The following is a 21304-nucleotide window of genomic DNA, read 5'->3' as shown; positions in this document are numbered from 1 at the left end:
AACGCCTTGGATTTCGCATCGCAACATGGTCCGCGACCATTGCCGCTGTTCCTGGCGATGTTGCGCAGCGAGGCTGCGGAAAACCCTGAACTGGCGCAGGCCGCACTGGCGGGCCTTCGCCGGTTTCAGGAGGCGAAGCGCGAGCGGCCGATGCGCGCCCTGCCCGTCCGGCGTCGGCGCGGCCGGGTGAGATTGCGCGATGCCGGCGGCGAAGGGCGGCCGGTGCTGTTCATCCCTTCGCTGATCAACCCGCCCTCGATCCTCGACATGGCGCGCGACCGCTCGCTGATCCGCTGGCTGCGCGGGCGAGGTTTCCATCCCTGGCTGGTCGACTGGGGGATACCCGGCGCGAAGGACCGCGACATCGACGTTGCGCGCCATGTCGAACGCTTCCTGCTGCCCCTGATTGCCACCTTCCCACAGCCGCCGGTGCTGGTCGGCTATTGCCTGGGCGGAACGCTCGCCATGGCGGCGGCGGCGCGCAGCAGGGTCGCCGGGCTGGCCGCGATCGCCGCACCATGGCATTTCACCGGCTATGGCGACGAAGCCCGAGCCGCGATGGCCGCGCAATGGGCCGCGATCAAGCCGACCTCCGAAGCGCTGGGCCTCGTCCCGATGGAGGCGTTGCAGGCGGGTTTCTGGCGGCTCGATCCGGCACGCACCATCGCCAAATATGCCGCCTTCGCCGAACTCGATCCACGCAGCGATGCCGCCCGCCGCTTCGTCCGGTTGGAGGACTGGGCCAATCAGGGCGCGCCCCTGCCCCACGCCTTTGGCCGCGAATTGTTCGAGGAACTCATCGCCCAGGATCGTCCCGGCCGGGGACAATGGCGCGTCGCCGGGGCGACCGTCACACCCGCGCAATGCGACGCCCCTAGCGTGGAATTCATCGCCACCGCCGACCGGATCGTCCCCGCCGCCACCGCCATCGGCCTGTCCGACCGGCGAGCGGGGGGCACGGGCCATGTCGGCATGGTCGTCGGCGGCCGTGCGGAGCGACAGCTCTGGCAGCCGCTCGCCGACTGGATCACCGCCCTCCCAACACCTAGATAGATCCGAACCTAAAGGAGCCTTCATGACCGAGATCGTCATTACCGCCGCCAAGCGTACCCCCGTGGGCAGCTTCCTGGGCGCCTTTGCCACCACGCCCGCGCACGAACTCGGCCGGGTGGCGATCACCGCCGCGCTGGAACAGGCGGGCATCAAGGGCGAGGACGTGTCCGAGGTCATTCTCGGCCAGGTGCTGACCGCCGCGCAAGGCCAGAACCCGGCCCGCCAGGCGTCGATGGCGGCGGGCATCCCCAAGGAAGTCCCCGCCTACGGCGTCAACCAGGTCTGCGGCTCGGGCCTGCGCGCCGTGGCGCTGGGGCTTCAGGCGATCGCCAATGGCGATGCGACCATCGTGGTGGCTGGTGGCCAGGAGTCGATGTCGCTGTCGCCGCACGCCCAGACGATGCGCGGCGGCACCAAGATGGGCCCGCTGACCATGGTCGACACCATGGTGCATGACGGCCTGACCGACGCCTTTGCGGGCTATCACATGGGCATCACGGCCGAGAACCTTGCCGAGCAGTATCAGGTCACCCGCGACCAGCAGGACCAGTTCGCGGTCCGCTCGCAGAATCTGGCCGAAAAGGCGCGTGGCGAGGGGCGCTTCAAGGATGAGATCGCGCCCGTCACCATCAAGGGCCGCAAGGGCGATACGGTCATCGCCGACGACGAATATATCCGCGCCGGTGCGACCATCGAGAGCGTGTCGGGCGTCCGCCCCGCCTTCAAGAAGGACGGCACGGTCACGGCCGCCAACGCCTCGGGCCTGAACGATGGCGCCGCCGCCATCGTCCTGATGAGCCGCGAGGAAGCGGAAAAGCGGGGCACGCCGATCCTCGCCACGATCAAGAGCTGGGCCTCGGCGGGTGTCGATCCGTCGGTCATGGGCATCGGCCCCGTCCCCGCCACCAAGCGCGCGCTGGAAAAGGCGGGCTGGACCATCGGCGACCTCGACCTGATCGAAGCCAACGAAGCCTTCGCCGCCCAGGCCCTGTCGGTCGGCAAGGAACTGGGCCTCGATCCGGAGAAGGTTAACGTCAATGGCGGCGCGATCGCGCTGGGTCACCCGATCGGGGCCAGCGGCGCGCGCGTTCTCACCACCCTGATCTATGAAATGCAGAAGCGCGACGCCAAGAAGGGCCTGGCGACTTTGTGCATCGGCGGCGGCATGGGCATCGCCATGTGTGTTGAGCGATAAACACGCCACTTTGCGAAAATTTCGCGATTAATGGTTACATTGCAGGGATGTGTCGAAGCTGTCACATCCCTGCAACTATGGTGACGTAATTTTCAGAAAGCGTTCCGACGGCGCTTGTTTTCCCGTCGGAAATTTCTTTCCCTGTGATGAACGGACATGAACGATCCGTCATATTGGGGGTAAAGAATGAATATGCGTACCCTGCTGGGAGCCTCTGCGCTGGCCAGCACCCTGGTCCTGATGCCGGTCGCCGCGTTCGCGCAGACCGCCACCTCGGGCTCCACCGCGACGCAACCGCAAGAGGATGCCGCCACCGATCCCAACGTCGCCGAACGTAGCGAACAGGCTGCGGGCGACGTCATCGTCACCGGATCGCGTCTGGCTCGTCCGAACCTGGACTCGCCGACCCCCGTCACATCGGTCACCGCCGAACTGCTGACCTCGACCGGCAACCTGAACCTGGGTGATTCGCTCAACCAGCTGCCGGCGCTGCGCACGACCTACAGCCAGGCGAACTCGACCCGCTTCATCGGCACTTCCGGCCTGAACCTGCTCGATCTTCGTGGTCTGGGCACGCAGCGCACCCTGGTGGTTGTCAACGGTCGCCGTCACGTGACCGCACAGCCGGGCAGCTTCGTGATCGACACGAACACCATTCCGACCGACCTGCTCGAGCGCGTCGACGTTGTGACCGGCGGCAGCTCGGCCGTGTACGGCTCGGACGCCATGGCGGGCGTCGTCAACTTCGTCCTGAAGCGCGACTTCGAGGGCATTCGCGCCACGGGCCAGAGCGGGATTTCCAGCCACGGAACGCGCGGCTCCTATTTCGGCGCACTGACCGCCGGTAAGAATTTTGCCGAGGGTCGTGGCAACATCGCCGCTTCGGCCGAATATTCCTTCTCGGACGTCGTCTATTTCACCGATCGTGACGACATCACCGGCGCATTCTCCGGCCGTCGCCAGTTCAACGCGGTGCAGAATACCGGCCCCCAGCTCAACCCGAATGGCGGCGTGATCCGGACCGGCGGCGAGCCGTCGACCGGTGACGGCATTCCCGACACCAACCTTCTGAGCAACATCCGCAACGGTACGATCTCGGAAGGCGGCATGTTCGCCTCGAGCTGTCCGACGGTTGCCGCCACAGGCGAGTCCGCCGCAGCCTTCGCCGCCCGTCGCGCCTTTACCTGCACCGGCATCGCCAATGTGGGTAGCTCCAACGCACTGGCGCAATATGGTCGGAATTTTGCGTTCAACCCGGACGGCACGCTTACGGCGAACAATTGCATTACGGACCTTCGTCCTGCGTCGACAAATTGCGTCGGCGGCCGTGGGTCGACGCTGCGGCTGCTGGGCATGTTGCAGCCTCGCATGGAACGCGCTTCGGGCAACCTGCTGGCACACTTCGACATCTCCGACGCCTTCAAGCCGTTCGTCGAAGTCAAATATGTGCGCATCAAGTCGCTGCAGGAAGGTCAGCCGACTTTTGCCACCAACACCTTCAGCATCAACAATCCGTATCTGACGGATCAGGCCCGTTCGACGCTGCAGCAGGCGCTGGCGCCGGGAGCAACGACCTTCACCGCGCAGCGCTTCAACGTCGACTTCGGCGGTCGCGGCGAAGATCACACGCGTGAGACCTTCCGCATCGTCGGCGGCGTCGAGGGTGATTTCGCGCAGGGGTGGCATTATGAAGTGTCGGCCAATTATGGCCGCCTCGACACCTTCTACCGGACCGCAGGCAACTACGTCACGCAGAAGTACAACAACTCGATCAACGCCGTGCGCAACGCTGCCGGTCAGATCGTGTGCGGTATCAATGCCGATGCCTCGACCGCGAATGACGACGCGGCCTGCGTGCCCGTCAACCTGTTCGGTCAGGGCCAAGTCAGCCAAGCCGCGCTGAACTATTTCTCGGTCACTTCGACGCGCAAGCAGAAGGCCGAGCAGTTCGACCTGCTGGGCTTCGTCAACGGCAAGCTGTTCCGCCTGCCGGGCGGCGACGTCACCTTCTCGCTGGGCGGTGAATATCGTCGCGAGACGGCATACTCGAAGTATGACGATCTGACCGCCAGCGGGGCGACGTTCCTGAACGCCATCCCGACGTTCGCGCCGCCCGCCTATGACATCAAGGAAGCGTTCGGCGAACTCAGCGTGCCGTTGCTGGCCGATCGTCCGTTCTTCCACGAGCTGACGCTGACCGGCGCTGCCCGCGTGTCGCACTACAATGTCGGCAATGCCGGAACGCCCTGGACGTACAATCTGAATGCGATCTGGTCACCGATCCGCGACATCACGATCCGTGGCGGCTATGCCCGCTCGGTCCGTGCGCCGTCGCTGGGTGAATTGTTCACCGCCAACAACCAGACCTTTGCCCAACCCTCGGATCCGTGCAGCCAGAACAATATCAACAACAACCCGAACCGCGCCCGGAACTGCGCGGCAGCGGGTGTGCCGACGACGCAGACGTTCAACGGCACGACCGAACCGTTCACCAACGGCACGGCGGCCAGCATCGCGGGCGTCAATCGCGGCAACCCGAACCTGAACGCCGAAAAGAGCAATAGCTTCACCATCGGTGCGGTGTTCCAGCCGCAGGCGATCCGTGGCCTGTCTTTCACGGTCGATTACTACAACATCACGATCAAGGACGCGATCGTCTCGCTGGCGGCGCAGACGCTGATCAACCAGTGCTATGACAATCCCAGCGGCATCAACAACCAGTATTGCGCCGCCGTCATCCGCAATCCGAACGGCACGTTCGCCGGTCAGTCGAGCGTGATCCATGGCGGCACCACCGTTCCGCTGACCCCGACGGGTCCGTCGTTCTTCTCGCAGGGCTTCAACTTCGCCAAGCTGGAAACCTCGGGCATCGACTTCGACCTGTCGTACCGTACGAAGATCAGCGACACCGGCACCCTGAGCCTTCGCGTCCTGGCCAGCTATGTCGCGCAGAACAACGGCTATACCGATGTGGGCGATCCGACCTTCCGCGATCGTTACAAGAGCGAACTGGGCTTTTCCAACTGGCGCGGCCAGTTCGTCGGCAACTTGAACTTCGAAACCTTCGACCTTCAGTACCGCCTGCGGTACGAAGGCAAGTCGACGGTCGCAGCCGAGTATGAGACGCAGAACAGCTATGACGGCCGTCCGGCGCGTAACCCGGACGCCTTCCCAGTCGTCTACTATCCCGAAGCGTTCTACCACTCGGTCCAGGTCGGCTTCAACGCCACCGAGCGCTTCCGCTTTTATGTCGGCGTGGACAACCTGACCGACGTGAAGCCGCCCTACGATCTGATCGGTACGGCGGCGGGCGATCCGTACGACAATATCGGCCGGTTCTTCTATGCCGGGTTCAAGGCCAACTTCTGATCCCAGCGGATCGAAGTTGATCGGGGCCTTCCTTCGGGAAGGCCCCTTTTTTATGCCCGCGCGAAACGCTGGGCGAGGCCGGTCAGCAGCTCATATTGCGACACGCCCGATGCGGCGGAGGCCGCGGCCAGATCATAGTCCATGGCCAGCCAATCGCCTTCGCCCAGGTCGGGACGCGCGGTCACGTCGACCGCCAGCAGGTCCATCGAGACCCGACCCAGCACGGGCAGTCTCTCACCATCGACCACCGCCGCCCCCAGCCCGGACAGGGCGCGGCGATAGCCGTCGGCATAACCCAGGTTCAGGATCGCGACCTCGGTATCGGCGGGCGCGGTCCAGGTGGCGTTGTAGCCGACCGTCTCGCCCGCAGGCACAAGGCGGCGCTGGAGGATTTGCGCTTCGGGCCACGCGACCTGGCGGAGGTGCCCCGCCATGTCGGGGCGCGGCAGGCCGCCGTACAGGGCGAGGCCCGGCCGCGTCAGGTCGAAATGATAATCCGCGCCCAGCCCGATTCCCGCCGAATTGGCGAGGCTCATGCGTCGTGCGCCGGTCCGCCCCCTCAGGCTGGCAAAGGCCTCGCGCTGCTGCCCGTTCATCGCGACATCCTCGTCGGCGCAGGCGAGGTGGCTGATCAGCGTCTCGATCGTCAGGCCATCGAGCAGGCCGTCCCGCACCGCCTGAACCGACACGCCCAGCCGGTTCATGCCGGTATCGACCATCACGTCGCACACGCCACCGCCGCTGTCGCGCCAACGGGCGATCTGGTCCGGCGTGCTCAGCACCGGGCGGGCGAACCCGGCCCTGGCGGCGGGCAAGTCTTCTACGCGCAATCCGTGCAGGACCGACAGCGTGACGCCCAGCGGCGCCAAGCCCTGCGCCTCGGCCCAGTTGGCGACGAAGAAATCGCGACACCCGGCATTGGCCAGCGTTTCCACGACCAGCCCCGCGCCGAGGCCATAACCGTTCGCCTTGACCGCCGCGCCGCACGCCGCCGCCCCGCTCAACCGGTCGAGCGCCTGCCAGTTGGAAACGAGCGCATCGCGGTCGACACGCAGGCGGAGGGGAGCGGGTATTTCCATCACCCTCCGGGCTTTAGGCCGCATTGGTCAGGGGGAAAAGGCGCGACGGCCTTTTCCTTGCCCCTACCCTGTTCAGCGCAGGGTTCGGATGATCCCCGAAAAGTCCACCGGCGGCTGCCCTTCGCCGACAAAGGCCGCGTAAAGCTCCGCCGCCCGCTCACCCATCGGCGTGGTCGCGCCCGCATCCTGGGCCGCCTGCATCGCCAATTTCAGGTCCTTCAGCATCAGCGCCGCCGCGAACCCGCCCTGATAGTCGTGATCGGCGGGCGTCTCCGGTCCGACGCCGGGGACGGGACAATATTTGGTCATCGACCAGCTCTGCCCCGACGAGACCGATGCGATGTCGTAGAAGGTCTGCGCCTCCAGCCCCAGCTTCTCGGCCAGTACGAACGCCTCGCAAGTCGCGATCATCGTCGCGCCGAGCAGCATGTTGTTGCAGATCTTGGCCGCCTGGCCTGCGCCGTTGCCGCCCGCATGGATCACCGCCTGGCCCATGGCGGACAGGAACGGCTCGGCGCGGGCAAAGGCCTGTTCCGAACCACCGACCATGAAGGTCAGCGTCCCCGCCTTGGCCGCCGCGATCCCGCCCGACACGGGGGCGTCGACCGCCATCATGCCCTTTCCTCCCGCCGCCTCGGCAACGCGGCGCGCGGTGGCGACGTCGATGGTCGAGCAGTCGATGAGGATCGCGGACGGCGGTGCTGCCGCGAACACGGCATCGGCATAGACCCGCTCGACATGGCTTCCGGCGGGCAGCATGGTCACGACCGCCTCGACCCCGTCCATCGCGGCGACGGCGCTGTCGACGGGCAGGCACCCCGCCGCCTTCGCTGCGGCCAGCGCCTCCGCCGACAGGTCGAAGGCGCGGACGTCATGCCCCGCCTTTGCGAGGTTGGCGGCCATCCCGCCACCCATATTGCCCAGGCCGATAAAGGCGATCCGCGCCATGTCTGCTCTCCTAACATGTTCTTTTTGTAAGCCCCTCCCGCAGGCGGGAGGGGTTTGGGGAGGGCAAGGTGTCTCACCGAGCGTATCGCTTGCGGCCTTACCCTCCCCCATCCCCTCCCGCCTGCGGGAGGGGCGTGAGTCCCATCAGCCTTTCGTCCAGACGGGCGCGCGCTTCTCTACGAAGGCGGCCATGCCTTCCTTCTGGTCGGCCGAGCCGAACAGGCCGTGGAACAGGCGGCGTTCGAACTGCACGCCCTGCGCCAGCCCCATGTCGAAGGCGGCGTTGACCATTTCCTTGTTCGCCCGCGCCGCGATCGGGGCCATGCCCGCGATGGTGGCCGCGGTCCTCAGCGCCTCCTCGACCAGATCGGCGGCCGGGACGATCCGCGCGACGAGGCCGGAACGCTCGGCTTCCTCGGCGTCCATCATCCGGCCGGTCAGGCACATCTCCATCGCCTTGGCCTTGCCGACCGCATGGGCCAGACGCTGCGATCCGCCCATGCCCGGCGTCACGCCCAGCTTGATCTCGGGCTGGCCGAACTTCGCGGTGTCGGCGGCGAGGATGAAGTCGCACATCATCGCCAGCTCGCACCCGCCGCCCAGCGCATAGCCCGCCACCGCCGCGATGATGGGTTTGCGCGTGCGGGTGAAGTCGTCCCAACCAGTGAAGTGGTTCCGCCCATACATGGCGGCGAAGTCCATCTCCTGCATCTCCTTGATGTCGGCCCCGGCCGCGAAGGCCTTGGGCGACCCGGTGATGACGGCGCAGCGCTGTTCGGGATCGGCATCATAGGCGCGCATCACGTCCAGCAGTTCGGACAGCAGCTCGGCATTCAGCGCGTTCAGCGCCTGCGGCCGGTTCAGCGTCACCAGGGTCACCGCCTCGCGGCGCTCGACGATCAGGGTGTTATAGTCGGTCATGGCGTCCTTCTCAGCGGTCGTCGGGGGTCCAGGCCTGCCCTTCGGGCATGGGTGCAAAGATATGCTCGATCATCGTGTCGGTCACGCCTTCGGGCGTGGGCGGATTCCAGCGGGGCGCATTGTCCTTGTCGACGATCAGCGCGCGGACGCCTTCGACGAAATCGGGGCGCTGGACGACGCGGGAGGCGACGCCATATTCGCGGCGCATCTCGTCGGCGAAATCGGTGGTCAGCCTGCCTTCGTGGAGCAGGCGTAGCGAGACCTTGCAGGCCTGCGGCGATTTGGTGCGCAGCACGGCCAGTTGTTGCGCCGCCCATTCGCCGTCGTCCGCTTCCAACGCGGCGATGATCTCTTCCAGCGTGTCGGCGGCGAACAGCCGGTCGATCTCGGCGGCATGCGCCATGATCTTGGCCTCGGGCGCGGGCGTGGAGAGGCGGTCGAGCGTCGCGGCAATCTCTTGTGGCGCAGACGTAATCGCGGCCTTGGCCTCGTCCAGCGCGGACGACGACAGATAATGGGTCGCGAGGCCCAGCGCATGCGCTTCCGCTCCATCCAGCCGGTGGCCTGTCAGTGCGAGGAACTCGCCCATCCGCCCGGGCAGGCGCGAGAGATACCAGCCGCCGCCCACATCGGGGAACAGGCCGATGCCCGTCTCGGGCATGGCGAAACGGGTATTCTCGGTTGCCACCCGGAACCGGGCGGGTGCCGAGATGCCGACGCCGCCACCCATGGTGATACCGTCCATGACCGCGACGATCGGCTTGGCATAGGTGAACAGCCGGTGGTTCATCCGGTATTCGCTGTGGAAGAAACCCCGCGCCGCTTCGCCATCGCCCGCACCGCTTTCCGCCAGCAGGCGGATGTCGCCGCCCGCGCAGAAGCCGCGCCCCTCGGCATGGTCGATGATAACCGCCTCGACGCCCAAGTCCCCGCGCCATTCCTCCAGCGCGGCCAAAACGCCCTCGCACATGTCACGGGTCAGCGCATGGATCGCCTTGGGCCGGTTGAGCCGTAGCCGCCCGACCGGGCCTTCGCGGGTGACGATCAGATCCTGGGTCATGCCCGTCCTTCTATCTTCTTCGACCCCGGCGGAGGCCGGGGCCCAGATGCCGCTCACTACGTGGCGCGCCATCGGCCTAATGGCAACTGGACCCCGGCCTTCGCCGGGGTGGTGCCAATGTGACGGTCAATCCTTCAGCAAATCCCGCCCGACGATCATCCGCATCACCTGGTTCGTGCCCTCCAGGATCGAATGCACCCGCAGGTCGCGCCAGAAACGCTCGATCGGATAGTCCATCAGATAGCCATAGCCGCCATGCAGTTGCAGCGCGCGGTCGACCACCGACGATCCGGTATCGGTGGCGAGGCGCTTGGCCATGGCGGCGAAGCGGGTCTTGTCGGGTGCGTTGTCGGTCACCTTGGCGGCGGCGAGGTAGAGCAGCGCGCGCGCCGCCTCCAGCTCGGTCGCCATGTCGGCTAGGGTGAACTGGGTATTCTGGAACTCGGCGATCGCCTTGCCGAACTGGCGGCGGTCCTTCACGTACGCGATGGACTCGTCGAGGCAGCGCTGCGCACCGCCCAGCGAGCAGGCGCCGATGTTCAGCCGCCCGCCGTCCAGCCCCATCATCGCGATGCGGAAGCCCTCGCCCTCGGTGCCGAGCCGATTGGCGACCGGCACGCGGACATTGTCGAACATCACCTGCCGAGTCGGCTGCGAATGCCAGCCCAGCTTGCGCTCGTTTGCGCCGAAGGAGACGCCGGTTGTGTCCTTGTCGATCACCAGGCAGGAAATGCCCTTCGGCCCGTCCTCGCCGGTACGGACCATGGTGACGTACACCTCATTCTCACCGCCGCCCGAAATGAACTGCTTCGATCCCGAGACGACATAATGGTCGCCGTCGCGCACCGCGCGCGTCTTCAACGCGGCGGCGTCGGAGCCCGAACCTGGCTCGGTCAGGCAATAGCTCGCCATGCGCTCCATGGTGACGAGGTCGGGCAGATAGCGGCCTTTCACATCCGTATCGCCGAAGCGGTCGATCATCCACGATGCCATGTTGTGGATCGAGATGAAGGCCGAGGTTGAGGGACAACCATAGGCCATCGCCTCCATGATCAGCGCCGCCTCCAGCCGCCCGAGCGCGATGCCGCCGGATTCTTCGGATACGTAGATCGCGGCGAAGCCGAGTTCTGCCGCCTCGCGGATCGTGTCGCGCGGGAAGACGTGTTTCTCGTCCCACTCAGCCGCAAACGGCGTGATGCGGTCGGCGGTGAAACGACGCGCCAGTTCCTGGATTTCGCGCTGTTCGTCGGTCAGGTCGAATTGGGTCATTTTGCTTCCACTTCTGAAGCCCCTCCCGCAGGCGGGAGGGGTTTGGGGAGGGCAAGAAGTCTCACCGAGACCGCCGCGTGTGGCTTTCCCTCCCCCATCCCAGTTTCAGGTAAACGATGCCCCGCATCGTTTAGGTCATGCCGGGGGCATGACCGACCTGAAACTCGTCTACGGGAGGGGCGTGCTGTTAGGCCATCGTCGGGATCACGAAGGCATTGCCGCCATCGGGCGAGCCATCCGGCCAGCGCTGGGTCACCGTCTTCACCTTGGTCCAGAAGCGGACGCCCTCCATGCCGTGCTGGTTCACGTCGCCGAAAGCCGAGCGCTTCCAGCCGCCGAAGCTGTGATAGGCGACCGGCACCGGGATCGGCACGTTGATGCCGACCATGCCCACCTCGACCCGTGCGGCGAACTCGCGCGCGGCGTGGCCGTTGCGGGTGAAGATGGCGACGCCGTTGCCGTACTGATGCTCGCTGGGCAGGCGGACCGCCGTCTCGAAATCGGGGGCACGGACGATCTGGAGGACCGGACCGAAGATTTCCTCCTTGTAGCTCTGCATGGCGGGCGTCACCCGGTCGAACAGCGACGGGCCGATGAAGAAACCTTCCTCATAACCTTGCAGTTTGAAGCCGCGCCCGTCGACGACCAGCTCGGCCCCCTCGTCGACGCCGGTCTGAATCCAGTCTTCGACCCGCTTCTTGTGCGCGGCGTTCACGACCGGGCCATAATGCGCCTGTGCATCGGTCGAGACGCCGACCCGCAAAGCGTCGATCGCGGGGATCAGCTTTTCGCGCAAAGCATCGGCCGTCTTGTCCCCGACCGGCACTACGACGGGCAGCGCCATGCAACGCTCGCCCGCCGAGCCGAACGCCGCGCCGGACAGGTCGGCGACCACCTGGTCGAGATCGGCATCGGGCATGACGATGCCGTGGTTCTTGGCCCCGCCCATCGCCTGGACCCGCTTGCCCGCCTCGACGCCGCGCCGATAGACGTAATGCGCGATGTCGGAGGAACCGACGAAGCTGACCGCCGAAATCGCCGGATGGTCGAGGATCGCATCGACCATCGCCTTGTCGCCGTGGACGACCTGAAGGATGCCCTCGGGCGCGCCCGCCTCGCGCATCAGTTCGGCCAGGCGGACGGGGACCGAGGGATCGCGCTCGGACGGCTTCAGGATGAAGGCGTTGCCGCACGCGATGGCGACGCCGAACATCCACATCGGGATCATCGCGGGGAAGTTGAACGGCGTGATCCCCGCGCCGATGCCCAGCGGCATGCGCATCGAATAGACGTCGATGCCCGGCCCTGCCCCTTGCGTATATTCGCCCTTCAGCGCGTGCGGGATGCCGCAGGCGAACTCGATCACCTCCAGCCCGCGCTGGATGTCGCCCTTCGCGTCGGCGATGACCTTGCCATGTTCGGAGGAGAGCAGATGCGCCAGCGCGTCCATATTCTGCTCGACCAGTTCCTTGAACCGGAACATCACCCGAGCCCGGCGCTGCGGATTGGTCGCGGCCCAGCCGGGTTGTGCGGCTTGCGCAGCGGCGACGGCGCTTTCGAGCAAAGCGGCATCGCCCAGCATCACGCGGGCCTGCACCTGGCCGCTATTGGGGTCGAAGACATCGCCCCAGCGCTCTTCGGGGCGGCTCGAAGCGGTGTCGGTCGCAGCCTGTCCGCCGGCAACCCTATGGTCGATCACGCGCATAAACTCTCCTGTTTCGGGTCTGATGCCCGACTCTCACGCTTGTAATTATATTGCTCGGGCGTGAAATCCAAGTCGGGTCGACCAAAAAGGCGGCGAGCCCGTGTCCGCTTGCGTCAGGCCGCCGGACAGAGCCGCCACGCCGCCCCCGCTGCAACCAGCGCGCCCGCCACCGCCGCCGCCAGCGAGGCCAGCCCCCATAGCGGAAAGGCCAGCGCCCCCAGTCCCGCACCGACCAGAAATCCGGACCAGAGCATAAGATAGGGCAGCCAGCCCCAACGCTCCCGCCCCGCGACGGTCTGCGCCAGATGCTGGCCGATCTTGACCAGCGTGCCGGTCATATAGGTGACGCCGATGCTGACCTCGCCGTCGCGCTCGAAGGTGGCGTTGGTCACGCCCATCGCCAGCACCATGGCGGGCGCGGCCCAGTCGCCCAGCACCGCGACTCCGCCCAGCAGCAAAGCGACCAGCACCAGCACCGCGACCTGCCCGGTGCGCGGCAGCGCCAGCCGTATCAGCGTGCCGACCAACACGCCCACGACGAACAGCGCCAACAGCATCGCCAATATCGCGACCGCCCCCGCCAAAGGGCCGTGCGGCGCGGCCAGCCGGACCGCCAGCATCGTGCCATTGCCGCTCATGAACGACACGAAATAGCCGCCAAGCTGCTGGAATCCGATGGCATCGACATAACCGGACAGCAGGGCCAGCCAGATGGCCAGCGGCCAGGATCGGCGATCGGATCTGATCATGGTGGGCAGCTATATCGCGGCGGCGGCGGCACGACCAAAGGATATTGCCATGTGCAAAGGGATCGGATCGGACGCAGATGCGTTGGCGCGGTTCGGAACAGGGGGAGAGGTCATGGCGGGCGCGCTGGTGGAAATCTGGTTGACCGTGTCGGCGCTGTCTTCGCTCGTCATCGTCATGATCGCGCTGGGTCATAGCGACATGCGTCGCGAAAAGCGCCTGCGTCCCCGGACCGTTCCACGTCGTCGCGCGCGTCGCACCTTTCTCTGACGCACGCGACGGAAACCGATCAGAACATGTGAAGCAGCCGGTCGAGCAGGCCGGGCTTGCGCGTACGCATTGCCATGTAACGGGCACGATCCTCGGCCGCACGCCGATAGAGCGCGTCCAGGCGCTGCTCCCGCGGCATGTCGGAAATCCGTGGCGGCGGCATGTGACTACTGGCCATCCTATACCCTCCCTTATGTCGAGCCGTTGGTTTTCAACGACGAATCGTGTCTTTTGTTCCGGACAGGTGACAGGGTGGTCATATCGACCGGCCTCCCCCCAAGCTCTTGGAATCGGGCCTTTCGGACAATTTCCATGGGTTCCCGGGCGATCCGGACGTGGCCGATCATGAACGTCTCGTAAGGAACCCGTAAGGGGTGCGTCAGGGATTTGCCCCTATCGGCCGGGCTAATATCCGCCTTCTTGCGCCGAAAGAGCCCGATGCACGTCAACCCCGCCGACGCAACGCTACCCGAGACCCGCCGCCTGTCCTCCACGCAGCAATGGCGCTGGGTCGGCATCGCCGCCGCTATCCTGATCGGGGCGCTGGTCCTGTTCACGGTCATCGGCAAGCTGACGCACAAGGAGGAAACGCCCCCCGCCCCGCCGCCGCCCGGCACGCTGCGCCTGTCGAAGGACCAGCTGGCCGCGATGCCGACGATGCGCGTCGGGCTGGGCGCATCGGGCGACCAGACGATGGCGACCGGCGCGATCACCGTCGATGCGACCCGCTCGACCCCGGTGCTGATGCCCTATGCCGGTCAGGTGGTGCGCGTGCTGGCCGATGCGGGCCAGGTGGTGCGCCAGGGCCAGCCGCTGTTGCTGATCAAGACCAGCGATTTCGTCGATGCCCGCTCGGGCCTGTTCTCGGCGCGCGCCGCGTATCAGAACGCACAGGCGCAGCTGGTCGCGGCGCAGCGCAACGCCGACCGGCAGCAGCAGATCTATGAGACAGCCGGTGGCGCGCTGAAGGATTATCAGCAGGCCAAGGCCGACCTCGCCGCCGCGCAGGCGACCGCGCGCACCGCCGCCGCCTCGCTGGGCGCGGCGCGTGACAAGCTGGCGATCCTCGGCAAGTCGCAGGGCGAGATCAACCGGCTGGAAAATGCGGGCCAGGGCTCGGGCATCCACGACATCACCACGCTGGTCGCGCCGATCAGCGGCGTCGTCGCCTCGCGCGATGTCGCGCCGGGCCAATATGTCTCGCAGGGCGGCGACAAGCCGGTGATGACCATCACCGACCCCTCGCGCGTCTGGCTGGTCGCGCAGGTGGCCGAGAGCGATGCGGAGAATGTCCGCGTCGGTGATCCGGTCGAGGTGACGACGCCCGCCGTGCCCGGCCGCGTCTTCCACGCCACCATCGACCTGGTCGGTGCCGCGCTCGATCCGCAGACCCACCGCCTGCCCGTCCGCGCCTCGATCCCCAACCCGGACAAGGCGTTGAAGCCGCAGATGTTCGCCAGCTTCGCGATCAAGCATCTGAATGCGGGCGAGGCGATCCGCGTTCCCGCCGCCGCCGTCATCCATGAAGGCGACAATGCCCGCGTCTGGATCATGCGCCCCGACGGCCTGCTGGTCGCGCGCGACGTGCAGACGGGCGACTCCGCCGGTGGCCTGGTCACCATCACCTCGGGCCTGAAGCCGGGCGAGAAGATCGTCACCTCGGGCGCGCTGTTCGTCAACGAAGCGGGGATCGGCGAATAATGAACCGCATCGTCGACTTTGCGCTGCGTCAGCGACTGCTGATCGTCGGCCTGTTCTTCGCGATGATCGTCGCTGGCGTCATCGGCTTCATCAACCTGAATATCGAGGCCTATCCCGACCCGGTTCCGCCGATGGTCGAGGTCATCACCCAGACGCAAGGGTTGTCGGCCGAGGAGATGGAGCGTAACGTCACCATCCCGATCGAGGTCCAGATGGCGGGCATCCCGCATCTGACCGCGATCCGCGCGATCAGCCTGTTCGGCCTGTCGGACATCAAGATCCAGTTCACCTACGATTACACCAACGAACAGGCGCGCCAGCAGGTCATCAACCGCCTGTCCCAGCTGCCGCCGCTGGCCGGTGGCGCACAGCCGACGCTGTCGCCGACCTCGCCGGTGGGTGAAATCTATCGCTACCGCATCGCCGCGCCCAAGGGCTATTCGGTGATGGACCTGAAGACGCTGCAGGACTGGGTGCTCCAGCGCCGGTTCAAGCGGATTCCGGGCGTGATCGACGTGACCGGCTGGGGCGGCAAGCTGCGCGCCTATGACGTGGTCATCGACCAGAACCGGCTGAACGCCCACGGCGTCACCGTGGCGCAGGTGCTGGCGGCGCTGTCCAAGAGCGACGGCAATGTCGGCGGCCAGACGATCAACTTCGGCGAACAGGCCGCGATCGTGCGCGGCATCGGCCTGATCCAGTCGCCCGACGCGATCCAGAACGTGCTGGTCGGCCAGGCGGGCGGCGCGCCCGTGCTCATCAAGGACGTCGCGACCGTGAAGGTCGGCAACGCGCCGCGCATGGGCATCGCCGGGTACAACAATGACGACGACATCGTGCAGGGCATCGTCCTGATGCAGCGCGGCGCCCAGTCGATGCCGACGATCAAGGCCGTGCAGGCCGAGGTCGCCAACATCAACGACAGCGGCGTCCTGCCCCCCGGCGTCCATCTGGAGCGGATCTATGACCGCTCCGACCTGATCAACCTGACCATCCACACCGTCATGGAAAACATGGTGGTCGGCATCCTCCTGATCTTCGCGCTCCAGTGGCTGTTCCTCGGCAATCTGCGCTCGGCGATCATCGTGGCGGCGACCATCCCCTTCGCGCTGGCCTTCGCCATCCTGATCCTGGTGTTGCAGGGGGAGAGTGCGAACCTGCTCTCGGTCGGTGCGCTCGACTTCGGCCTCGTCGTCGATGCCTGCGTCATCATGGTGGAGAATATCTTCCGCCACATGGTCGAACGCTCCGCCGCCGTGGAGAACGGCCAGGGCCGCTATACCCTGGCCAGCCGCTTCGGCGCGGTGCTGGGCGCTTCCAGCGAGGTCAGCCGCGGCATCTTCTTCGCCGCCGCGATCATCATCGCCAGCTTCCTGCCGCTGTTCACCCTGACCGGTGTCGAAGGCCACATCTTCGGCCCGATGGCCAAGACCTATGCCTATGCGATCAGCGGCGGCCTGCTCGCGACCTTCACCGTCGCGCCGGTGCTCTCGACGCTGCTGCTGCCGGACAAGCTGGCCGAGACCGAGACCTTCATCGTCGGCAAGCTGCGTGCGGTCTACGAACCCGCCGCCTCCTTCGCGCTTCGCAACAAGGTGGTGACGCTGGGCGGCGCGGCGCTGATGATGGTGCTGGCGGTCGTCGGCGTGCGCTCGCTCGGCATCGAGTTCCTGCCGCACCTCGAAGAAGGAAACATGTACATCCGCGCCACCCTGCCCTCCTCGATCAGCCTGGAGGCGGGCGAGAAGGTGACCAACGAGGTGCGCAAGATCATCGCGTCCTATCCGGAAACCACGGCGGTCCTGTCCGCCCATGGACGCCCGGACGACGGCACCGATGCGACCGGCTTCTTCAACGTCGAATTCTTCGTACCGCTCAAGCCGTTCGACACCTGGCCGAGCGGCATGACCAAGGAGAAGCTGATCGACGAACTGTCGACCCGGCTCGCCAAGAAATATCCCGGCGTAGACTTCTCCTTCTCGCAGATCATCGAGGACAACGTCGAGGAAGCCGCCTCGGGCGTGAAGGGCGCCAATTCGATCAAGCTGTTCGGCCCCGATCTGGTCACACTGGAAAAGCTGGCCAACCAGATCAAGGCGCAGATGGCCAAGGTGAAGGGCATCGAGGATCTCGGCGTGTTCGAGATTTTGGGCCAGCCGACCGTGCGGATCGACGTCGATCGCGCCAAGGCCGCGCGCTATGGCCTGACACCCGACGACATTAACTCGACCGTCGCCGCCGCCATCGGTGGCCAGTCGCCTGCCGATCTCTACGAGCCCGGCACCGACCGCCACTTCCCGATCATCGTGCGGTTGCAGCCGACCCAGCGCGACTCGCTGGAATCAGTGCGCAACATCACGATCGGCGCGCCCAGCCCGGACGGCAACGGGACCATCCAGGTGCCGCTGTCCGAGGTCGCCAACGTCAAGCTGACCACCGGTGCGTCGTTCATCTATCGCGAGCATCAGGAGCGGTACGTGCCGATCAAATTCTCGGTGCGTGGCCGCGACCTGGGCGGCGCGGTCGAGGAAGCGCGGGCGCGGATCAACCAGAATGTCCATCTGCCGCCGGGCTATCACCTGGAATGGGCAGGCGAGCTCGACAACCTGAAGAACGCGATCGCCCGGCTGGAGATCGTGGTGCCGATCAGCCTCGTGCTCATCCTGCTGCTGCTCTATGCCAATTTCGGCTCGATGCGCGACAGCCTGCTCGCCTTCTCGGCCATCCCGATGGCGGTCGTGGGCGGCGTGCTGGCCTTGGCGCTGACCGGCACGGCGTTCAGCATCTCGGCGGCGATCGGCTTCGTGGCACTGTTCGGCATCGCGGTGATGGACGGCATCCTCGTCGTCACCACCTTCAACAACGCCATCGACGAGGGTGCCCCGCGCGAAAATGCGCTGGCCACCACCGTCAAGAACAGCCTGCGCCCGGTGGTCATGACCTGTCTGGTCGCCGCGATCGGCCTGCTGCCCGCCGCGCTGTCGCACGGCATCGGCAGCCAGGTGCAGAAGCCCCTCGCGCTGGTCGTGGTCGGCGGCATGACGCTCGCGCCCGTGCTGATCCTGCTGGTCCTGCCGGTGCTGATCAGCCGCTATTCGACCCGCCTGCCGCTGTCGCAGCGCAAGAAGAAGCATGATCCGATGGTCGACGACCAGGACGATACCACCACTCCTGAATCCGGGGTTCCGGCATGAAGCGTTTCCTGACCCTGCCGCTGCTCGCCTGCGTCTCGGCCTGCGCGGCCGGCCCGCATGACCTGGACGCCCATGCCAGCCTGCCGCCGCTCAGCCCGGCACCGGTGATCGCCCCCGCCACCGGGCCGGCGCAGACGGTGTCGGCGACCATCGCCCCCGAATGGTGGCACGCCTTCGGCAACGCCCAGCTCGACGCGCTGGTCGCCGAGGCGCTGGCGCATAACAATGACGTGGGGGTTGCCGAAGCGGCTTTGCGGCAGGCACGGGAACAGGCGCGGGCGACGCGTGGCTCGCTGCTGTTTCCGCAGGGTAGTCTGAGCTATCAGGCGCAGCGCAATCGCGTGTCGGACTCGCTGTCCTCGGCGGTCGCCGATGAGAATCAGCTACTCTACACGCTGCACACCGCACAGGTCAGCGTCTCCTACGACGTCGATGCGTTCGGCGGGAACCGGGCGCAGGTCCGCTCCGCCGTCGCGCGGGCCGAAGTGCAGCGGCATCAGCTGGACGCGGCGCGGATGACGGTGGCGGCGAACCTCGTCACCGCACTGATCGAGCGGGCGAGCCTGGCCGAACAGGTCGCCGCCGCGCAAACCGCCGTGAAGGTCAATCGCGACATCCTGGCCGCGCTGCAACAGCGTCAGCGGCTGGGCGCGGTGGGCGCATCGGATGTCGCGACCCAGCAGGCCGCACTCGCCACCGCCGAGGGCGCCCTGCCCCCGCTGGTCCGCGCCGAAGCGGCCCAGCGGACCGTCATCGCCACGCTGATCGGTCGTCCGGCGGGCGCGGAGCTGCCGCCGCTGCCCGAACTGTCGCAGCTGACCCTGCCGACCGAGCTGCCCGCCACTGTCCCGTCCGAGCTGGTCCATCGCCGTCCCGACGTGCTCGCCGCCGAAGCGCAGTTGCAGGGCGCGGGGGCCGATGTCGGCGCCGCGATCGCCGCACGCCTGCCCAGCATCCAGCTGTCGGCCAATGCGGGCGGCTCGGCGCAGAATTTCGGCGACATGTTCAAGAGCGGCAACCCCTTCTGGGCGCTGCTCGGCGGCATCACCCAGCCGCTGTTCCACGCCAACGCGCTGCGCCACCAGCAAAAGGCGGCGGAAGCCGCGCTGGACGGGGCCAAGGCGCAATATCGCCAGGCGGTGCTTCAGGCGTTCGGCAATGTCGCGGACTCGCTGACCGGCCTTTCGACCGACGCGCAGGCGCTGGATGCAGCCCAGCGGGCGAGCAATGCGGCGGGCCAGGCACTAACCTTCGCGCGGCGTCAGCTGGCGCTGGGCGATGTGGGGACGCTGCAGCTGCTCAACGCCACCGCGACGGACGCGCAGGCCCGGTCGCAGCTGATCCAGGCCAAGGCGGCGCGGATGACCGATACAGTCGCCCTGTTCCAGGCCGCCGGGGGGCCGGTTACGGGATCGTGAGAGTTTGGGGGCGGGCTGATCGAGGCTCGCCCCTACATCTGCTCAGCCGAGCGAAGTCGAAGACCACAGGATTTTCGTTCGCGCAGAGGCGCGGAGGACGCAGAGATGGCGCTCCCCACCCTCCACTTGGATACTCTTTTGTTCCCCGGGCGAAGGCCAGGGCCCAGTCGCTATGACGGCGCGGTTGCGTGTGAGGCCATGACGGCCCGCTCTCGACGGCGCACCGCGACTGGACCCCGGCCCCCGCCGGGGTGGTCGTTCTGGTTTTGGAGCGGGCCTTACCGCCCCCTTCGACACCGCTCAGGCTGAACGGCGGCAGGAACAAAAAAAGGGGAGGACGCGTCGCCCTCCCCAAATCAGAACAACCGGGTCAGCAGGTAGAACCCCGCCCCCATCACGGCGGAGGCCGGGATGGTGATGATCCAGGCGATCACCACATTCCCCGCCACGCCCCAGCGCACTGCAGAGGCGCGCCGCGCCACGCCCGCGCCGATGATCGAGCCGGTGATGGTGTGCGTCGTCGACACCGGAATGCCCAGCGCCGAGGCACAGAAGATCACGATCGACCCCGCCGTCGAGGCGCTGAACCCCTGGTGCTGCGACAGCTTGGTGATGCGGCTGCCCATCGTCTCGATGATCTTCCAGCCGCCGGTCATCGTGCCCAGCGCCATCGCGACGTAACATGAGATGGCGACCCAGTGCGGCACCTCGAACGGACCGGTCAGACGGCCGGTCGAATAGAGCAAGACGGTGATGATCCCCATCGTCTTCTGCGCATCGTTCAGCCCGTGGCTGAGCGAATAGGCCGCCGACGAGACGAGGTGCAGCGCACGGAAGCTGCGCTCCGCCCCGCCCGCCGTCGAGCGGCGTAAGCCCCAGCTGCTCAGCAGCATGACCAGCATCGCCAGCATCATGCCGAGCAGCGGCGACAGCACGATGGCGAGCAGCGTCTTGTTGAGACCCGCCCACTGGACCGCACCCATGCCCGCATGCGCGACGCCCGCACCGATCAGCCCGCCGACCAGCGCATGGCTGCTCGACGACGGAATGCCGCGCAGCCAGGTGATGACGTTCCACGCCATCGCCCCGCCCAGCGCGCCGAAGATGACGGCAGGCGTCACCACGTCCTGGGCGATCAGGCCCTTGCCGACCGTCTCCGCCACCTTGTGAAGGCTGGGGAAGGCGACGGTCAGGAAATAGGCCGCGAAGTTGAAGAACGCCGCGAACACCACCGCCGCGACCGGCGACAACAGCCGCGTCGCCACCACGGTCGCGATCGAATTGGCCGCGTCATGCAGGCCGTTGAGATAATCGAACGCCAGCGCGACCAGGATCAGGCCGGCCAGCAGCGGAAAGGCGAGTTCGTGCATGATCC

16 protein-coding genes are annotated in these 21304 nt (G+C 66.6%); 7 read left to right on the top strand and 9 right to left on the bottom strand.

Going from position 1 to position 21304, the window contains the following annotated elements; all coding sequences use genetic code 11:
* Window positions 1-39: 39 nt before the first annotated feature.
* From NS355_RS03035 to NS355_RS03025, 3 genes are all read left to right on the top strand, one after another.
* Window positions 40-1053 carry an alpha/beta fold hydrolase gene (locus NS355_RS03035; RefSeq protein ID WP_244489536.1) on the top strand — a complete coding sequence of 338 codons (1014 nt, stop codon included), beginning with the start codon at window positions 40-42 and terminating at the stop codon, window positions 1051-1053.
* Between the two features lie 22 nt (window positions 1054-1075).
* Window positions 1076-2248: an acetyl-CoA C-acetyltransferase gene (locus NS355_RS03030; RefSeq protein ID WP_058744330.1), complete on the top strand. Its 1173-nt coding sequence runs from the start codon at window positions 1076-1078 to the stop codon at window positions 2246-2248.
* Window positions 2249-2440: 192 nt separating this feature from the next.
* Window positions 2441-5617, top strand: a complete 3177-nt coding sequence (locus NS355_RS03025; RefSeq protein WP_244489535.1) for a TonB-dependent receptor domain-containing protein — start codon at window positions 2441-2443, stop codon at window positions 5615-5617.
* 50 nt (window positions 5618-5667) lie between these two features.
* Here the strand turns inward: NS355_RS03025 and alr are convergent, their stop codons facing one another.
* The 7 genes from alr to NS355_RS02990 form a co-directional block, all read right to left on the bottom strand.
* Window positions 5668-6696 carry an alanine racemase gene (gene alr / locus NS355_RS03020; protein ID WP_058744328.1) on the bottom strand — a complete coding sequence of 343 codons (1029 nt, stop codon included), beginning with the start codon at window positions 6694-6696 and terminating at the stop codon, window positions 5668-5670.
* A 72-nt stretch (window positions 6697-6768) separates the two neighbouring features.
* Complete coding sequence (mmsB, locus tag NS355_RS03015; protein ID WP_275934707.1) at window positions 6769-7755, bottom strand: 3-hydroxyisobutyrate dehydrogenase; 987 nt, start codon at window positions 7753-7755, stop codon at window positions 6769-6771.
* Between the two features lie 33 nt (window positions 7756-7788).
* Complete coding sequence (locus NS355_RS03010; RefSeq protein ID WP_058744326.1) at window positions 7789-8565, bottom strand: enoyl-CoA hydratase; 777 nt, start codon at window positions 8563-8565, stop codon at window positions 7789-7791.
* A gap of 10 nt (window positions 8566-8575) precedes the next feature.
* A complete protein-coding gene (locus NS355_RS03005) occupies window positions 8576-9625 on the bottom strand; it encodes an enoyl-CoA hydratase/isomerase family protein (protein WP_058744325.1) in 1050 nt (349 codons plus the stop codon).
* A gap of 126 nt (window positions 9626-9751) precedes the next feature.
* A complete protein-coding gene (locus NS355_RS03000) occupies window positions 9752-10894 on the bottom strand; it encodes an acyl-CoA dehydrogenase family protein (RefSeq protein ID WP_058744324.1) in 1143 nt (380 codons plus the stop codon).
* Between the two features lie 187 nt (window positions 10895-11081).
* Entirely contained in the window at window positions 11082-12599 is a 1518-nt protein-coding gene (locus NS355_RS02995; protein WP_058744323.1) for a CoA-acylating methylmalonate-semialdehyde dehydrogenase, read from the bottom strand.
* Between the two features lie 113 nt (window positions 12600-12712).
* The gene (locus NS355_RS02990) at window positions 12713-13348 is read right to left on the bottom strand and encodes a YoaK family protein (RefSeq protein WP_058744322.1); all 636 of its coding nucleotides are present in this window, start codon (window positions 13346-13348) and stop codon (window positions 12713-12715) included.
* Between NS355_RS02990 and NS355_RS02985 the strand changes: the two genes are divergently transcribed.
* Window positions 13347-13616 carry a hypothetical protein gene (locus tag NS355_RS02985; protein ID WP_153008007.1) on the top strand — a complete coding sequence of 90 codons (270 nt, stop codon included), beginning with the start codon at window positions 13347-13349 and terminating at the stop codon, window positions 13614-13616. The genes NS355_RS02990 and NS355_RS02985 overlap by 2 nt on opposite strands.
* Before the next feature lie 19 nt (window positions 13617-13635).
* On the opposite strand, the gene NS355_RS18905 is transcribed toward NS355_RS02985, so the two are convergent.
* A complete protein-coding gene (locus tag NS355_RS18905) occupies window positions 13636-13794 on the bottom strand; it encodes a hypothetical protein (RefSeq protein ID WP_167345389.1) in 159 nt (52 codons plus the stop codon).
* A gap of 260 nt (window positions 13795-14054) precedes the next feature.
* On the opposite strand from NS355_RS18905, the gene NS355_RS02980 reads away from it, so the two are divergent.
* Genes NS355_RS02980 through NS355_RS02970 form a run of 3 tightly spaced genes read left to right on the top strand, consistent with a single transcriptional unit; the run spans window position 14055 to window position 19929 of the window.
* A complete protein-coding gene (locus NS355_RS02980; RefSeq protein WP_058744320.1) occupies window positions 14055-15317 on the top strand; it encodes an efflux RND transporter periplasmic adaptor subunit in 1263 nt (420 codons plus the stop codon).
* Entirely contained in the window at window positions 15317-18511 is a 3195-nt protein-coding gene (locus tag NS355_RS02975; RefSeq protein ID WP_058744319.1) for an efflux RND transporter permease subunit, read from the top strand. The genes NS355_RS02980 and NS355_RS02975 overlap by 1 nt, the downstream gene beginning before the upstream one ends.
* On the top strand, window positions 18508-19929 hold the full coding sequence (locus NS355_RS02970; RefSeq protein WP_058744318.1) for an efflux transporter outer membrane subunit: 1422 nt from the start codon (window positions 18508-18510) through the stop codon (window positions 19927-19929). Before NS355_RS02975 ends, NS355_RS02970 begins: the two co-directional genes overlap by 4 nt.
* 356 nt (window positions 19930-20285) lie before the next feature.
* Here the strand turns inward: NS355_RS02970 and NS355_RS02965 are convergent, their stop codons facing one another.
* Entirely contained in the window at window positions 20286-21299 is a 1014-nt protein-coding gene (locus NS355_RS02965) for an inorganic phosphate transporter (protein ID WP_058744317.1), read from the bottom strand.
* Between the last annotated feature and the right edge of the window lie 5 nt (window positions 21300-21304).

The organism is Sphingomonas yabuuchiae (assembly GCF_001477495.1).
GTDB classification, from domain to species: domain Bacteria; phylum Pseudomonadota; class Alphaproteobacteria; order Sphingomonadales; family Sphingomonadaceae; genus Sphingomonas; species Sphingomonas yabuuchiae_A.
This window is presented reverse-complemented; position numbering and strand designations above follow the sequence as displayed.

Bases quoted from the DNA above. Each gene is read 5' to 3' on its own strand.
- NS355_RS03030 (WP_058744330.1), top strand. From the start codon at position 1,076: ATGACCGAGATCGTCATTACCGCCGCCAAGCGTACCCCCGTGGGCAGC.
- NS355_RS03025 (WP_244489535.1), top strand. From the start codon at position 2,441: ATGCGTACCCTGCTGGGAGCCTCTGCGCTGGCCAGCACCCTGGTCCTG.
- alr (WP_058744328.1), bottom strand. From the start codon at position 6,696: ATGGAAATACCCGCTCCCCTCCGCCTGCGTGTCGACCGCGATGCGCTC.
- mmsB (WP_275934707.1), bottom strand. From the start codon at position 7,755: ATGGGGGAGGGTAAGGCCGCAAGCGATACGCTCGGTGAGACACCTTGC.
- NS355_RS03010 (WP_058744326.1), bottom strand. From the start codon at position 8,565: ATGACCGACTATAACACCCTGATCGTCGAGCGCCGCGAGGCGGTGACC.
- NS355_RS03005 (WP_058744325.1), bottom strand. From the start codon at position 9,625: ATGACCCAGGATCTGATCGTCACCCGCGAAGGCCCGGTCGGGCGGCTA.
- NS355_RS03000 (WP_058744324.1), bottom strand. From the start codon at position 10,894: ATGACCCAATTCGACCTGACCGACGAACAGCGCGAAATCCAGGAACTG.
- NS355_RS02995 (WP_058744323.1), bottom strand. From the start codon at position 12,599: ATGCGCGTGATCGACCATAGGGTTGCCGGCGGACAGGCTGCGACCGAC.
- NS355_RS02985 (WP_153008007.1), top strand. From the start codon at position 13,347: ATGGTGGGCAGCTATATCGCGGCGGCGGCGGCACGACCAAAGGATATT.
- NS355_RS02990 (WP_058744322.1), bottom strand. From the start codon at position 13,348: ATGATCAGATCCGATCGCCGATCCTGGCCGCTGGCCATCTGGCTGGCC.
- NS355_RS18905 (WP_167345389.1), bottom strand. From the start codon at position 13,794: ATGGCCAGTAGTCACATGCCGCCGCCACGGATTTCCGACATGCCGCGG.
- NS355_RS02980 (WP_058744320.1), top strand. From the start codon at position 14,055: ATGCACGTCAACCCCGCCGACGCAACGCTACCCGAGACCCGCCGCCTG.
- NS355_RS02975 (WP_058744319.1), top strand. From the start codon at position 15,317: ATGAACCGCATCGTCGACTTTGCGCTGCGTCAGCGACTGCTGATCGTC.
- NS355_RS02970 (WP_058744318.1), top strand. From the start codon at position 18,508: ATGAAGCGTTTCCTGACCCTGCCGCTGCTCGCCTGCGTCTCGGCCTGC.
- NS355_RS02965 (WP_058744317.1), bottom strand. From the start codon at position 21,299: ATGCACGAACTCGCCTTTCCGCTGCTGGCCGGCCTGATCCTGGTCGCG.